At 54.0% G+C, this 15260-nt stretch carries 13 protein-coding genes; all 13 read left to right on the top strand.

Going from position 1 to position 15260, the window contains the following annotated elements; translation table 11 throughout:
- Positions 1-77: 77 nt before the first annotated feature.
- A complete protein-coding gene (locus EHV15_RS29080; protein WP_128634310.1) occupies positions 78-932 on the top strand; it encodes a MurR/RpiR family transcriptional regulator in 855 nt (284 codons plus the stop codon).
- Positions 933-1038: 106 nt separating this feature from the next.
- Complete coding sequence (locus tag EHV15_RS29075) at positions 1039-1329, top strand: stage VI sporulation protein F (RefSeq protein WP_128634309.1); 291 nt, start codon at positions 1039-1041, stop codon at positions 1327-1329.
- Positions 1330-1636: 307 nt separating this feature from the next.
- Positions 1637-2296, top strand: coding sequence for a TetR/AcrR family transcriptional regulator (locus EHV15_RS29065; protein ID WP_128635599.1), 660 nt, complete (start codon positions 1637-1639; stop codon positions 2294-2296).
- On the top strand, positions 2265-3011 hold the full coding sequence (gene map / locus EHV15_RS29060; protein WP_128634307.1) for a type I methionyl aminopeptidase: 747 nt from the start codon (positions 2265-2267) through the stop codon (positions 3009-3011). Before EHV15_RS29065 ends, map begins: the two co-directional genes overlap by 32 nt.
- 312 nt (positions 3012-3323) lie before the next feature.
- Positions 3324-4580, top strand: a complete 1257-nt coding sequence (locus EHV15_RS29055) for a DNA polymerase IV (RefSeq protein WP_128634306.1) — start codon at positions 3324-3326, stop codon at positions 4578-4580.
- Complete coding sequence (locus tag EHV15_RS29050; protein ID WP_128634305.1) at positions 4577-5047, top strand: YhjD family protein; 471 nt, start codon at positions 4577-4579, stop codon at positions 5045-5047. The genes EHV15_RS29055 and EHV15_RS29050 overlap by 4 nt, the downstream gene beginning before the upstream one ends.
- 994 nt (positions 5048-6041) lie before the next feature.
- Complete coding sequence (locus EHV15_RS29045) at positions 6042-8288, top strand: glycoside hydrolase family 5 protein (RefSeq protein WP_128634304.1); 2247 nt, start codon at positions 6042-6044, stop codon at positions 8286-8288.
- 46 nt (positions 8289-8334) lie between these two features.
- On the top strand, positions 8335-9528 hold the full coding sequence (locus EHV15_RS29040) for a HEAT repeat domain-containing protein (protein ID WP_128634303.1): 1194 nt from the start codon (positions 8335-8337) through the stop codon (positions 9526-9528).
- A 43-nt stretch (positions 9529-9571) separates the two neighbouring features.
- Positions 9572-10975 (top strand): glycosyltransferase family 2 protein, encoded by a 1404-nt coding sequence (locus tag EHV15_RS29035; protein ID WP_128635598.1) that lies wholly within the window; start codon positions 9572-9574, stop codon positions 10973-10975.
- A 136-nt stretch (positions 10976-11111) separates the two neighbouring features.
- Positions 11112-11924 (top strand): response regulator transcription factor, encoded by an 813-nt coding sequence (locus tag EHV15_RS29030; protein ID WP_246061820.1) that lies wholly within the window; start codon positions 11112-11114, stop codon positions 11922-11924.
- Positions 11925-11966: 42 nt separating this feature from the next.
- On the top strand, positions 11967-13331 hold the full coding sequence (locus tag EHV15_RS29025) for a nucleotide sugar dehydrogenase (RefSeq protein WP_128634302.1): 1365 nt from the start codon (positions 11967-11969) through the stop codon (positions 13329-13331).
- A gap of 7 nt (positions 13332-13338) precedes the next feature.
- Positions 13339-14277, top strand: coding sequence for a hypothetical protein (locus EHV15_RS29020; RefSeq protein ID WP_246061819.1), 939 nt, complete (start codon positions 13339-13341; stop codon positions 14275-14277).
- 197 nt (positions 14278-14474) lie between these two features.
- Entirely contained in the window at positions 14475-14981 is a 507-nt protein-coding gene (locus EHV15_RS29015; RefSeq protein WP_128634301.1) for a Crp/Fnr family transcriptional regulator, read from the top strand.
- The last annotated feature ends 279 nt before the right edge of the window (positions 14982-15260 follow it).

Genomic DNA, 15260 nt, shown 5'->3' with positions numbered 1-15260 from the left:
ACGTTGGCGGATATTTGCCGGGCCGCCGCGTTTCTTTTGCTTATGGAAAACGGATGGGAAACGAAAGGGGCGGGCAAGTGACGACAGGAAGCATACTTACGCAAATGGAGGCGGTACTGGGGCAACTGCCCGAATCGGAAAAAAAGGCGGCGTTATATATTTTGGCCGCTTCGGCGGAAGTCTCCGGCCTGAGCATCCATGCGCTGGCCGATAAAGCGGGGACCAGCGCGGCGGCGATTACCCGGCTGTGCCGTTCGCTGGGGCTGACCGGATTTCCCGATTTGAAGATACGGTTGTCCGTGGACAATGCCAAAACGCAAAAACCCGGCTATTACGATATTGAGCAGGGCGAGGCGCTTCAAAACATTATTCAAAAAACGCTCTCCAACAGTGTCCAAGCCATTCAAGACACGATGCTTCACTTGCAGCCGCAGCTGATCGAGCAGGTGGTGGACAGCTTCCGGAAAGCTCCCGTCATCCATATGTACGGCGTTGGCGCTTCGGCGATCGTAGCGGCGGATGCCGCTCAAAAATGGCTGCGGCTCGGCAAGCAGGCGTTTGCTCTCCAGGATGAGCATCTGATTGCCGCCGCACTGGCCAGCGCTCCGCCGGGCACCTTGTTTATGGGCGTTTCGTACAGCGGCAATACCAAGGAAGTGCTGCAATTGTTCCGGGTTGCTAAGAAGTACGGAGTCCACACCATCGGCTTGTCCCGTTTCGGCAATCACAAAGTTTCCGAACTGGCCGATTTGATGCTGTATACGCCGCAAGCGCCGGAAGCGACGCTGCGAAGCGGGGCGTCCGGTTCCCGGCTGGCTCAGCTTGTGGTGATCGATATTTTGTTTTTTGCGTACGCATCAATGCAATATGAGGAGACGATCGTGAGATTGGGACAAACCCATGAAGCGACGGCGTTTCTTAAACAAAGCTGAGCAGCGGGTGAGCGGCCGCGGTTACTTTTTCTGAACTATGTACAGCCTATCCGTCATATATTAGGGTTGAAGTCCGGAATTGACGGGACAGGAGGTGCTAGTCACGGTGCCCAGTTATCATCAATATGGGATCAGTCCGCAGCTGGTGGAGCGGGTCAAACTGAAAATGAAAAATCCGGCGATCAAGGACCGGATCAAGCAGATGGTCGACGGCCTCACCCGGGCGGATTTGCAGGACCGTCCCAAGGTGCGCAGGCTCGTCCGAACGGCAACTTCCGTGCTTGGCGAACGCCTGAGCGGCACGCAGGAGGAGCAGATCGTACAGTTCGTCATCGACCAAAAAATCGATCCGCGCAATACGCTTCACCTGCTTCGGCTGTGGGGGATGTTCCGGTAGGCGTGGCACGAACATCGGTTAGAGAAATGGACAGAAATGATAAGAATTCGTATAGCAGGGCCCTGGGGATGGATAAAGTACCGGGGGTCCTTCTTTTTCTGCCGTATATAAAAGAGACCTGCCGATGTTCTCGGCAAGTCTGTGGCATGATTGATTATTTCCGGGCATTTGCTTTGCGCAAAATTTCATCCGCCTCGGCGGCTGCCCTTGCAATTTGCCTGCTATTGTTTTATATTGACATGAGAGTAGGTCAAAACAAAAACGGGAACGATATCTAAACCAATGAGAGGAGGCTGTGAGTTTAGTTATGACCCCGCGGACGAAAGAACAAAACGAAGAGATCCGGCTGCGCCGCCTGGTGCAAATCCGCAAAGCGGCGGCCGATGTTTTTTTGGATAAAGGGATGGCTCTGGAAATTCGCGACGTCGCCGCGCAGGCCGGACTCGGCTACGGGACGGTGTATCATTACTACAGCAACAAAGGGGATTTGCTGCACGATGTGCTGTGGGTGGCGATGGAGCGGGCCGGGGCTTGGCTGGGAGAACAGGACGGCGGGCACGGCGGGCGTTTACGCGCCCAGGTCGTCCGTCTGCTCGAGGAGTGGGCGGATGATCACGGCTTGTACCTGCTTTACAAGCTTGCCGGGGACGGCTTTCGCCTTCTGCCCGAAGCCCGGGCGGTGCCGCTGGCGGACGCCTTTCGCCGGGAGGTGCTGCTCCCGTTTGCCGCCGCGCTCAGCGGTGAGCCGCCCAGTAGCGGAGGTGCTGCCCCTGGCCGGCGGCCTTTTGGCGGCAGCCTCCCGGAGGAGCTGGTGCGGCGGGCGGAAATGCTGCTGGCCGCGCTGGCGGGCTGCGCCTCGCTCTCGCTTCGCCGGGGAACGCTGCGTCAGGATGCGGAAAATATTGTACAGATCGTCCATTTAAGGAGTGAAAAAAATGATTATTTTGAAATCGCCGAGAGAAATTGAAGAGATGAAGCCCGCGAACCAAATCGTAGCCGAGTGCCACCGCGAGGTAGCGAAGCTGATTCAGCCGGGCATTACGACGCAGGAAATCAACGGTTTTGTCGCCAGACATATCATCAAATTGGGCGGCAAGCAGTTTACGAAAGGTTATAACGGCTTCCCCGCGGAAACATGCGCTTCGGTCAACGATGTGGTGGCGCACGGCTTTCCTTCGAACCGCCCGCTGCAGGACGGGGATCTGCTTAAGCTGGATATTGTGGTGGAATACGACGGCTGGTTCGGCGATTCGTGCTGGTGTTACGCCATAGGCGAGATCAGCCCGGAAGCCGGGAAGCTGATGAAGGTTACGAAGGAATGCCTGGATCTCGGGATCGCTCAGGCGCTTCCCGGAAACCGTCTCGGCGACGTGACTTCAGCGATCCAGAAGCATGCGGAAGCAAGCGGATTTTCGGTCGTGCGCGATCTGCTGGGTCACGGTATCGGCCGGAGCCTGCACGAAGAGCCGAACTACGAGCATATCGGCGTGGCCGGCAAGGGTATCCGCCTCAAGGAAGGCATGGTGTTTACGGTGGAGCCGATGATCAATGAAGGGACGTTCCGGATTACGATCGATGACGACGGGTGGACGGCGCGTACGGCCGACGGCAAGCTGTCGGCTCAGTTTGAACACACGATCGCGGTTATGCCGGATGGGCCGCTTGTTCTAACCGCCCAGTAGGTGCTGAAAACCCGACTTTTTGAACTCAAACTTAAAGCGGCCCGAAATGGGAAACGAAGCTGCTTCCAAAATGTCCGAGAGGCTTTTGGGGGTGGCTTTTTTTTGCGCCGATCATCCTGCCAAATTATCCAGCATAAACCTGTTGATGACACGAATATTTGTTCGTATTATGAATATAATAAGAACAAACGTTCTGATGGTAGGTGCCTCTACAGCTATCTAGGAATTGACATGACGAAAGAGGGGATGTTCTCGTGAAGCCTTCCGAACGGGGGACGACGGCGGAAACGCTCAAACAGGTGGTGAAGAGTTATGCCTGAACGGACGATTTTTCTGGTCGACGGCCAATCATTCTACGCTTCTATCGAAAAGGCTGCTCATCCGGAGCTAAAAGATAAACCGGTAGCCGTAGGCGATCCTGCGCGCCGGTCAGGCATCATTCTCGCAGCCTGCCCAGTTGCCAAGTCCCGTGGGGTGACAACGGCTGAAAGGGTAGGTGAGGCGCTGGCAAAATGCCCGGATTTAAACGTCATTCGACCGAGAATGCAGACCTACATTACCATATCCTTATTTATTACTGAGATCTTCGAGTCGTTTACTGATCAGGTTGAACCTTACAGCATTGACGAACAATTTCTCGATGTTACCGGCTCAACTGCATGTTTTGGTTCTCCGGAAGAAATCGCCAGGCAAATCCAATCTCGCGTGCTGCTGTCGACTGGAGTTTGGACTCGCTGCGGAATTGGACCCACAAAAATATTAGCCAAGATGGCCACGGATAATTTCGCTAAAAAAAAACCTGAAGGGATCTTCAGGCTTGGCTTTGACAATATTGAATCTGCTTTGTGGCCGCTGCCCGTACACCAAATGTTTATGGTGGCTTCGAGGATGTCCCGCCATTTTATGAGAATGGGACTAAATACGATTGGTGACATAGCACGGTTGGAATTGTCCGAATTCAAACGGCGCATGCGATGGGAGATGGGAAAGCAAAGCGATATTCAAGCGGAGTACTATTGGCAGACGGCGAGGGGCATCGATCCCAGCCCGGTCGTACCGAGTATTCGTAACCAATTGAAATCGATTAGCCATGGCAAGGCACTGCGAAGCAGCCTTTATCGAAAGCTTGAAGATATTGAGGTTGTGCTTTTAGAGCTTGTCGTAGAGGTCTGCCGCCGCAGCCGGAGACATGGATACATGGGCCAAGTGGTGTCAGTGGGTGCAGCGGAGACTGACGGAGCGCGGTCTACAGGGTTTAGCCGGCAGGTAACGCTGCAGCAGCCTACATCGCTTTCTCACGAAGTAGCGGTAGCAGCGCTCAGAATATTTCATAAATATTGGAATGGTATGCCCGTAAGCCACCTGCATATTTCGCTCACTCAGTTGGTGGACGATAGTGTCTATCAGCTTACGTTATTCGAGGACCGGGAGAAAGCTTACGGTTTGGAAAGAGCGGCTGATACAATTAAGGATCGATTTGGCAGCGCCGCTATTATGCGGGCATCCTCTTTATTATCGGCCGGAGTAGCACGAGAACGAGCGGAACAGATAGGAGGTCATTACAAATGAGCAAACTGGACGGTAATGAGCGGTGGAAATCAAAGATGCTGCTCACCGAGCATCAAGAGCAATATGAAAGCCGAAATGATCCCAAAAAGACGTCTCGCCCCACAGCAGAGGAGTTCAGGATGATCCGCGACTACATCTTACTGCCTTACATGCTCACGATGGTGCAAAAGAGCATAGATGACATTGAGCGCAGCTCTAACCTTCTAAAACAGCTTTATCTAGCAACTGGCCAAGTGGTCATGAACAAAATAAGCAAAGACATGCGTGATATAAGGCGTGAATTGACCAAACGCAACATAAAGATTATCAGTGACGAACATGCGGATTTGATCGTGTATCACCGTTTTCTGTGTCGAGGATATGAGGAGCGTTTTGGGATGACTCGTGATGTTATGCGTTCGGAAATCAGCGTCCAGTTGAAAAAATATATTAAAGAAGTTATTGGCCGAGCAGCAAATGAAAAATAACCCTTCTTAGCGCTAGAACTCCCCCGGGGCCAGTCGGCCCCCTACCTCTCATTGGATAAAATCCAATAGATTGTCGAAAATCGAACACGATTTGGAGGTCTCATTGGAAAATATCCAATAGAATTCGCTCAAATCGTCCGTTTTGTGCCTGCCGAGCCTCATCTACTGGAAATATTCCAATCAAGCCGCTGTATTTTTCGCTCAATTTTCAATTCTATTGGAATATTTCCAATCAGGGCGTACTCTCAGGGCCGTGCAAACCTGTCACCCAGGGCCATGTAGAACGGGGAATTTTAGCAGAATCTATTGAATATTTCCAATGGAAACGACGCTCGAAACTGAAAACCTATAGGCAAAAAATACGAAAAAACATTTGAAAGCGCTTTATTTTTGAAAATTATTTAGAAAATATTCCCTGAAAAGGTATGAGTTTTTAGGCAATAAGTCACCAGCCAAGGACTTCGTTCATGACGAAGTTTCGCTTCCGGGAAACACGAAAAAGCGCTAGGCCTATCCTGGGACCAGGGAAGCTTTTTTTAACGCGGTTTGTAACTTTCTGAAATCGCAAAAAACCGCGTCATTACGCGATTTTTAAATATGACTTTGGTATCAATTTTGTAACCTTTATGGAAAATGGTGTAAAATTCCAGCGAAACCTAGCAGTTTTTTGCGCGTCTATTATTGACGGAATCGTCCGGCAGGGAAAATGGAGGGGCGAACCGCATCCCGGAAAACGGGCCCAGACGGGCCTACAAAGTAAAATACTTCCATCAGCCTAGTTACATGATAGGTCAACTTGGTTAATGATAGAAGTAATTTGAGAGATGGAGGTGTGGAAGGCCATACTGTTCGTCACCTGCATAGAAAAGGCCGCATCCATAAATCATTGTCGGATCAAGCTGACGCCTAGGAGAACTGATGCTTAGACACTGGCTGGGAATCTGACGATAGGACCGGCACTATAAAAAACGGCGAGGTGAGAACCCAAAATCCGATGACAAGACTAATGAGAAAAAGGCTGGCGGTTTGGCTGGCGCTGGGGGCGATCCTGATCGCTGGCGGAGTCTATCTGGTGCTCCAGCAATTGCCGCCGCCTATTAACAGCTTTAAGGCTTCGGATGGGACGGAGCTTACATTCCGTACCTCCAAGGATCAATTTATGGCCTACGAAGGCGATGGGCAGTGGCGGAAAATGTTCGTCAAAGGCGTGAATTTGGGAGCGACGGTTCCTGGCCATTTTCCCGGGGAATTCCCGCTTACCGAAGAGGACTATATGCGCTGGTTCAAGCAAATCGACGACATGGGCGCCAACGTCATCCGCATTTATACGGTTCACAACCCGGTGTTCTACAAGGCGCTCGTGAAATACAATCGCGACAAAGAGGGCGACCCGCTATACTTCATTCAGGGGATCTGGTCCCCGGAGGAGCAGTTGATCGAGCAGCAGGACGCGTATATTCCGGGGATTAAGGAAGCTTTCCACAAAGAAATCGAAAAAGCGGTTAAAGCTGTCTACGGGGATTTGAACATCCCGGTTCAGCCCGGCACGTCGGGCGGCAAATACACTGCGAACGCCGGACCCTATTTGATGGCTTGGCATATCGGCACCGAATGGGATCCGGAGATGGTGGACAACACCAACCGCAAGCATGCCGATGTGCAGCCGTACCAAGGGCAATATTTCGGGGCGACGCAGGAAGCCAGTCCCTTTGAAAGCTGGCTGGCCGAGCTGGTCGATGACACGGCCCGGCAGGAGCGTGCTTACGGATGGGAGCATCCGATGACGTTTACCAACTGGGTGACGACCGACGTGCTGGAGCATCCCGGCGAACCGCTGTTCGAAGAGGATTTGGCCAGCGTCGACGCGACCCACATCAAGCCGCTGGACTGGGAGGCTGGATATTTTGCCGCCTACCACGTGTATCCCTATTATCCTGACTTTTTCCATCTGGACAAGACGCTGGAAACGATCCCGGACGGAAACGGCGATTATAACACCTACAAAGCCTATTTGCAGGAGCTTAAGGCTTATTACAAGGACATTCCCATCATGGTCACGGAATACGGCGTGCCTTCCTCGCTCGGCGTATCCCATCTCGGCCGCGGCGGCCGCGACCAGGGAGGGCATAACGAGCAGGAGCAGGGAGAAATCAACGTCTCGCTGACGAAGGATATTTACGATACCGGATACGCCGGCGCGATCCTGTTCATGTGGCAGGATGAATGGTTCAAGAAAACTTGGAACACGATGCGGTTAGAGATTCCGGAGGACCGCCGCGCTTTTTGGCTGAACGTGCTGACCAACGAAAAAATGTTCGGCCTCGTATCGATGGGCCCCGGCAAGGAGGACGAGATCACGATCGACGGCAAGCTGGACGATTGGGATCTGCTCCCGGAAGGGGAAGTGCAGGCCTGGGACCGGCCCGCCCCCGGTATCAACAGGCTCAGGGTGACGCATGACGAGGCTTACGTTTACTTAGGGCTCACGCTAAGCGAACCGTTTGATCCGAAGACGCGGAAAATCGCACTCGGAACGGATACGCAGCCTGGCGGAGATCAGCCGGCTGCCGAACTTCCCGGCCAAACGCTGAGCGACGGGCTTGAAGGGCTCATCATGATCGGAAACGACGATGAAACCGAGGTGCTGACCGCGCCCAGCTACGATTTCCACCGCCGGCTCTACGGCCGCTACGGCTATTGGATGCTGGACGATCCGACCGCGGAGGAAAAGGTGAAGTTCCAGCCCTGGAAGCTGGCGGTCAGCCTGACGATGACGCCGCCGGACACCCGCACGGCCCATCCTTTTCAGGATATGACGGTCGGGAAGCTGGCCCGCGGTACGTCGGACCGAAGCAGCAAGGATTTCAACTCGCTGACTTCATGGCAATACAGCGGTAAAGAAATCGAGCTGCGCATCCCTTGGATGCTGCTCGGATTTACCGACCCCAGCTCGCTGCAGGTGGTTGATTACGGACCCTTGAAAAAGGACCGGACCTTCAGCGCGACAAAGACGAACGGCATCACCTTCGTGCCGTGGGTCGTGGACCGTGCAAGCGGGCAGGTTATAGGCTCCGGCACGGGGAAAGGGACCGCCGGGTCCGGAAGCCGGCAAGGAGTGCTTCAACTGGAAAGCTATCCGAAATACGTGTGGCCCGCATGGGAAACGGTGAAATATACCGAACACCTGAAATCAGGATATTACGAGCTGCAGGCATTTTATAAAAGTTTGCCGGATCGGTAGGCAGAGGGCTGGCAGATGAAGCAATCCAAAGGAGGAAAACGAAATTATGGCTCAGCATCTTACCCTGGCTATTTATTTCATTTACGTGTGCCTGGGGCTGATCGGTACAGGTATCGCGCTATTGTTTTACTTGAAAATCAAGCAGTTGCGGATCACGCGCAAGACGAACATGTATCTGCGGAAACATCAAGATTACTTCACCTATATTCAGACGCATTTGAGCAGCGCGAACTCGCTGCGGCTGCCGCCCGGAAAGCTCGGGCGCTTGGAGCAGCGGGTGATCCAGCAGCGGGTGATCGAATGGATCGAGCAGTTCAGGGGAGATCTGCAGCTTAAGCTGATCGCGCTATGTTATGACGCGGGTTTCGTCGCCGACGATATCAAGCTGCTGGACAGCTTGTTCTACGGCCGGCGGATCGCCGCCGCGTACCGCCTGGGCGGGATGCGGGCGGCCGAAGCGGTGCCGCGGCTGCTTGAGATGCTGAAGAGCCAGCGGTACAGCCCGCTCAGCATCGTGATCGCCCGCTCGATCGCGAAATCTGCGGAGCAGCCCGAGCAGCTAAAGGACATGCTGCGGTACCTGCTCCGCCACAGCAAGCCGATCCACCATCTGGCGGCCGATATTGTGATGGAGACGCGGCTCGATATCAGCCGGCTGCTCCCCGAGCTGCTGGAGGAGCAAAACAAGGATCTGGTCAAAGTCGCCTTGGTGGCCATGTGGGGACAAGCGGTCCCCGAAGCGGCGCCGGCGCTGGGACGGCTCGTCGGGGCGGCCGAGGAAGACATCCGTGCGGAGGCAGTAAAGCTGTATTTAAAAGCCAGTACGGAGATGAAAGACGAAACGATCCGCGAGCTGATGGCAGACAAAAGCGCCGGGGTTCGCGCCGCTGTCGCCAAATCGCTCGGCTCGCTGCAAGCGGCCGGTAGCATCCTGCTCTTGCGGAACGCTCTAAAGGACACTAACTGGCAGGTGCGCCAAAACAGCGCGGAAAGCCTGGCGAGCTTAGGGGAAACCGGCTTTGAGGTGTTGTGCCAGATCGCCAAACATGGCTCCGGCGATGAACGCGAGGCGGCCATGCTGCAAATCGAAAAAACGATGCGGCAGCAACGTGAACATCAAAGACTCGACCAAATGGTCGATTTCAACAAAATGAAGCTGCTGTACGACCGGTATTTCGGAGCTTCCGAAACGCGCCCGGTCCGTCAAGTGACGGCGGTTAGGGGGGATTCCACTGCTTAGGGATATTTTGCTGATCTACGGGCTGTTTGCCACGTATTACGTCATGACGGTCAATCTCATCTATTTCTCGATCATGGGCTTTTCGTTTCGCCAAATTATGACGATTTTCCGGCGCGCGGCGTATTCGAAATACAATACGCTGTCCGGCTCCGAGCTGGTGCCGCCGATTTCTCTGCTCGTTCCGGCGTTTAACGAAGAAGTCACCGTCATCGAAAACGTCAACTGTCTGCTGACTTTGAATTATCCGACGTACGAGGTCATCGTCATCAATGACGGCTCCAAGGACAATACGCTCGGGGTGCTGCGGGAGGAATTCGGGCTTGAGCCGCTGGCGAATCCGGACATTCGCCAGACGATCGACTGCCAGCCGATTACGGCCGTGTACCATAACCCGCAATATCCGCACCTGTACGTCATCGACAAACCGAACGGCGGCAAAGCGGATTCGCTGAACGCCGGCATCAATTTGTCGCATTATCCGCTTATTTCATCGATCGACGCGGATTCGCTGCTGGAGAAGGACGCGCTGATCCGGATGGCCCGGATGTACATGGAAAATCCGGAGGAGACGGTGGCGATCGGCGGCGACGTGCGCATTGCCAACGGCTGCGTGATTGAAAACGGGGCGGTGAAGCAGGTTTCGCTGCCGCGCAAAATGTGGCCGATGTTCCAGGCCACGGAATATTTGAAGGCGTTCCTCGGCGGCCGCATCGGCTGGAGCTCGATTAACGGACTGATCATCGTGTCCGGGGCGTTTGGCCTCTTCCGCAAAGATTACGTCACTGCGGTGGGCGGCTACCGGGGCGGTTACCCCGGTGAGGACATGAACATCATCATCAAGCTGCACCGCTATATGCTGGAAAACAAGGTGAAGTACCGGATCGCCTTTTGTCCGGAGGCGGTATGCTGGACGCAGGCGCCGGACACGTACCGGATTTTGTCCAATCAGCGCAAGCGCTGGGGACGCGGAAATCTGAAAAACATGATCGAAAATTTCGACATGGCGTTCAATCCGCGCTACAAGGTGATGGGGCTCTTGACGATGCCTTACAACATCATTTTCGAGGCGCTGAATCCTTACTTTAAGATTACGGGGCTGCTTGCCCTCATCGGGTATACGATGCTTGATATGACCCATTGGCGGATTTTGGCCGTGTTCTGGCTGATCAATTTCCTCAGTGGATACGTGCTCAGCATCGGCGCGCTCCTGCTGGAGGAACTGGCTTTCAAGCGGTTCAGCAAGCTGTCGGATTTATGCCGGTTGCTCCTTTTTTCGGTTTTCAAATTTTTCGGTTATGCCCAGCTCGGAGGACTGTGGCGTATTCAGGGGCATATCCAGTTTATGCGCAACAACAATTCCTGGGGCACGATGACCCGGCAGAGCTGGGGGGACAAAAGCGTGGCAGGAAAACGCGAAACCCCGGCGGAGCAGGCCAAAACCGCATAACCTCCGTTCTCCTTGCAGGGACCGGAAAGGGGATGATATGGCGAGAACTAACTGATGTTAGCAAGCAACCGTGAAGCTTTTCTTATTCATGGTCATGGCTAATCCAAAATCTAAGTTTCAAGAAAGGCGGGAATGAATGATGCCAAACATAGCGGCAGTGCAAAGCGAAGTGGAACAATCCGAAGTGTATGCAAGCATGAAGCAAAGCGTGGAGAAAAACGCCTGCGAGGTCAACGGGATGGTGTTCATTTATTCCGCAGGCGGGCCCTCTTATGCGGAAACGCAGGTCCGGGGAATTCTGGATTCCGAGTCGGGGCTTGATTTTGAAGTTTGGAGCGGGAAAGAACCGGGTAGCGTGGCCGTCCTGTTGCCGGGACAAGCCTTGGACACGGTCCATTTCGAGGGGTTGCGGCTGAAGCTGCGTCTTCAGGAAAGAATTGCGGACTATCATCCGCAAGTGGCGATCGCCGGTTTTGCCAGCCAGGAAGAGATCACGCCGGAGGTGCTGCAGCAGTTGGAAGAAGCGGCCAAACTGAACTATTCCGATGATATTCATATTTTTACGCAACATGATACACCGCTGGCCAAAAGCCGCATCCTGATCGTGGAAGGCGACGCCACCGTACGGGAATTTTTGCAAATCCGGCTGGGAATGCAAAATTACGAAACGATAACGGCCGATAACGGGATTACCGCGCTGGAGCTGATTGAAAGCTGGAAACCGGACCTGGTGTTAACCGAACTTAATCTTTACGGCATTGACGGACTTCCGTACATCCACCAAATTCAGCGGATCAAGGGAGACGAAACGCCGAGAATCGTCGTGCTCAGCGAGCAGCGCGTCGAAAAAACGATCAGCCTATGCTTTCAAAGCGGAGTGGACGACTACATTACAAAGCCGTTTTCCCCCGTCGAGCTGGACGCGCGGATCCGCCGTTGCATTATTTAAAGGTAACCAAATCCTATACAGACAAAATGGAGGTTGAAACCTATGAATAATAACTACTATAAGCTGTTGAATGCGATTGAGTCGAAAACGGCCGTGCTTGGTGTCGTAGGCCTTGGATATGTCGGATTGCCGCTGGCTGTCGAGATGGTGAAGCAGGGCTTCCGGGTCGTCGGGATCGATTTGGATGCCGGCAAAATCGACAAGATTGAGCGCGGGGAATCGTACATACACGATATCCCGTCCGAAACGCTGGCCGCCGCGATGGCGAGCGGCCGGTTTAAGCCGACGACGGACTATGCCGTCCTGTCGGAGATCGACGCGGTCAGCATTTGCGTGCCAACCCCGTTAAGTGAAAATCAGGATCCGGATACCTCTTATATCGTGACGGTAGTGGAGCAAATCAAACGTTACATGAAAAAAGGCATGCTGATCACCTTGGAAAGTACAACATATCCGGGAACGACGGAGGAACTGATCCAGCAGGAGCTGGAGAAGCTGGGATACGTCGCCGGGGAGGACTTCTTCCTGTGCTTCTCGCCGGAACGGGTGGACCCGTCCAACTCCAAATTTAATACTTACAATACCCCGAAGGTCATTGGGGGAACGACCAAAGCCTGCCTCGAGCTGGGAACGGCGCTGTATTCCCGGTATGTCCAGACGGTCGTGCCGGTATCCTCGCCGAAAGTTGCGGAAATGTCCAAGCTGCTGGAAAACACGTTCCGCAGCGTTAACATCGCTTTCGTCAACGAAATGGCGATGATGTGCGACCGGATGGGCATCGACATTTGGGAAGTCATCGACGCGGCCAAAACGAAGCCGTTTGGCTTCATGCCGTTTTATCCGGGGCCGGGCATCGGCGGCCACTGCATTCCGCTGGATCCGATGTATCTGTCCTGGAAAGCGAAAGGCTTCCGTTTCTATAGCCAATTTATCGAGCTGGCTCAATCGACGAACGACAACATGCCTTATTACGTCATCAACAAAACGTCCAAAATTTTAAACGAATATGCCAAGTCGGTCAAAAAATCGAAAATTCTCGTGCTCGGCATGGCCTACAAGCCGGATATCGCCGACCTGCGCGAATCGCCGGGGCTTGCGGTGTACGAGCTGTTCAAGGACAGCGGCGCCAGAGTGGATTATTACGATCCTTACGCGACCAGCTTCCGGGAAAAATCGGGCGGCGTGGTGCATAGCGTCAGCTACGAGCTGGACAAGTTCAAAATGTACGATTGCATCGTGCTGGTGACGAATCACAGCAATCTGGACTACGGCGCCATCGCCGGACTGGGCGTACCGATCGTCGATACGCGCAACGCTTTCCGTGACTATTCGCTTCCGCATATCTACAAAATCGGACATTCCGTCCATCCGGTGAACGTGGAAGCCGCAGCGCTGATCGTCGGGTAACGGAATATTGCGCAACAAAACGGCGCTGCGGATGAGAATGGCCGGATTCATCGCGCGGCGCAAGCGGTTGGCGATCGTTGTTCTGGGGGGAGTGTTGCTGATGCTGATGGTGGTGCTGATGCTCGTTTTTCTCCCCGAAGGCCCGCAGCCGAAAGCGACCTGGATCTGGGACGCCGCACAGATTGAGCAGCGGCCCGAAGAGATCGTGGACTTCGCCAAGCAGGAGGATGTCAAAGTCATCTTCCTGCAGATCGGCAGCGAAGTGCACAATGAGAGCTACCGCCGTTTTATAAGTTTGGCCACGTCGCATGGGATCGAGGTTCACGCTTTAAACGGACACCCCGAATGGGCGCTGCGGGAGCAGCGGCAGGAGGGAGATGACTTCCTGAATTGGGTGGCGGTTTATAACCGCGGGGTTTCACCCGAGGAACGGTTCAAAGGCGTGCAGTTCGACGTCGAGCCCTATTTGCTGAAGACGTGGACCAAAGAGCGGGAGTCGATTGTCGAGCAGTGGATGGAAGGCATCCGGGCCTGGACGGAAACGGCCAAATACAACAACTTGCAGATAGGGGCAGCGGTTCCTTTCTGGCTCGATGAAATCGACCACCCGTCCGAAAGCGTGCAGATGCCGCTTGGCGATTGGATGGTAAGCCAGTTCGATTATTTGGCGATCATGGCCTACCGCGATAAGGCCGGGCGGAGCTACGAGCTTTCGCGGACGACATTGTCCGAAGCCGACCGGCAGGGGAAGCGGGTTTGGGTGGGTGTTGAACTTGGGGAAAGCACGGAAGGGCCGGGCGTTTCCTTTCATGAACAGCCGCTCGCTTCCCTGACCCGGGAGATGAAGCAACTGGAGAAGCTCGGAGGGCAGCATGTCTCGTTTGCCGGCGTGGCCGTCCACAGCTATGAATCGTGGACAGACAAGCTCCGGCAACCGGACAAGTAGCTCCCGACTATTGCTTAAATGTACGAGGCTGCCCTGCAGGGCAGCCTCGTTACTTTTGGCGCGCGGAACGCCGATGATGACTGAATGGTTGGATCGCTGCCCGCATTTGCCGGCATTTCAAAGGATGCAAGGGACAGCCCCTGTCTTTTTTGCTATAATGGAGATAATTGTGATTCAGGGGAATGGAGAGAGATCATATGATTTTGCATAAGGGCGAAATCTTATTCCGCCAAGGGGATGACGGTTCGTTTTTATACCATATCAAAAGCGGGCTGTTCAAAGTGACACGCCTGCATGAGAACGGAAATATGGTTTTATTTAACATTTTATATCCGGGAGAGACGGTTCCGCATCATTCCTTGATTTCACCGAAGGAGATCCACGGTACGGCGATCGCCCTAATGCGCAGCGAGGTCGAGGCGATACCGGCCCAGAGCTGGTACCGGGAGCTCCAGGATAATCCGCAGAAACCGCTGGAAGTGGCCGAACTTCTTCAGGAGAAGGTCCGGTTTATGCAGGAGCGCCTGGATCATCTGACGGTCGGCACGCCGGCCGAACGGCTGGAGCTCTTGAGCAAATGGCTGAACCGGCATGCCCACGGCGTTCCGTTGACCGAATATTTGACCCAGGAAGAGATCGGGCAGCTAATCGGCGTGAGACGGGAAACGGTCAACCGGCTGCTGCGCGGCCATCATAAGGAATAGGCCGGTGCAGTACCAAGTACAAAAAGCGCGAGTGAGGGACGTTTCCCTCGGCCCGCGCTTTTTCCAATTAGCACGCGACAATTTCGGCGGACGGTTAACTTGAGATAATCGGATGGATAGCCGGTCCCCGCACCCGACACGCATCGTTCTGATTGGAAATATCCAATTGAATTGGAAATTCAAAGGTAAATACGGACGCTTGATTGGATATTTTCCAATAGATGAGGATCGGCAGGGCGCAAAATGGGTGATTTGAGCGAATTCTATTGGATTTTTTCC

Origin of the sequence: Paenibacillus oralis, assembly GCF_003863965.1 — a bacterium.
GTDB lineage: Bacteria > Bacillota > Bacilli > Paenibacillales > Paenibacillaceae > Fontibacillus > Fontibacillus oralis.
Note: the sequence above shows the minus strand (reverse complement) of the source record. Positions and strands in the feature narration are given on the sequence as shown.

What these genes read in the sequence shown, in the direction of transcription:
- EHV15_RS29065 (WP_128635599.1), top strand. Translation starts at nt 1,637, where the DNA reads ATGACCCCGCGGACGAAAGAACAAAACGAAGAGATCCGGCTGCGCCGC.
- map (WP_128634307.1), top strand. Translation starts at nt 2,265, where the DNA reads ATGATTATTTTGAAATCGCCGAGAGAAATTGAAGAGATGAAGCCCGCG.
- EHV15_RS29055 (WP_128634306.1), top strand. Translation starts at nt 3,324, where the DNA reads ATGCCTGAACGGACGATTTTTCTGGTCGACGGCCAATCATTCTACGCT.
- EHV15_RS29050 (WP_128634305.1), top strand. Translation starts at nt 4,577, where the DNA reads ATGAGCAAACTGGACGGTAATGAGCGGTGGAAATCAAAGATGCTGCTC.
- EHV15_RS29045 (WP_128634304.1), top strand. Translation starts at nt 6,042, where the DNA reads ATGACAAGACTAATGAGAAAAAGGCTGGCGGTTTGGCTGGCGCTGGGG.
- EHV15_RS29040 (WP_128634303.1), top strand. Translation starts at nt 8,335, where the DNA reads ATGGCTCAGCATCTTACCCTGGCTATTTATTTCATTTACGTGTGCCTG.
- EHV15_RS29035 (WP_128635598.1), top strand. Translation starts at nt 9,572, where the DNA reads ATGACGGTCAATCTCATCTATTTCTCGATCATGGGCTTTTCGTTTCGC.
- EHV15_RS29030 (WP_246061820.1), top strand. Translation starts at nt 11,112, where the DNA reads ATGATGCCAAACATAGCGGCAGTGCAAAGCGAAGTGGAACAATCCGAA.
- EHV15_RS29025 (WP_128634302.1), top strand. Translation starts at nt 11,967, where the DNA reads ATGAATAATAACTACTATAAGCTGTTGAATGCGATTGAGTCGAAAACG.
- EHV15_RS29015 (WP_128634301.1), top strand. Translation starts at nt 14,475, where the DNA reads ATGATTTTGCATAAGGGCGAAATCTTATTCCGCCAAGGGGATGACGGT.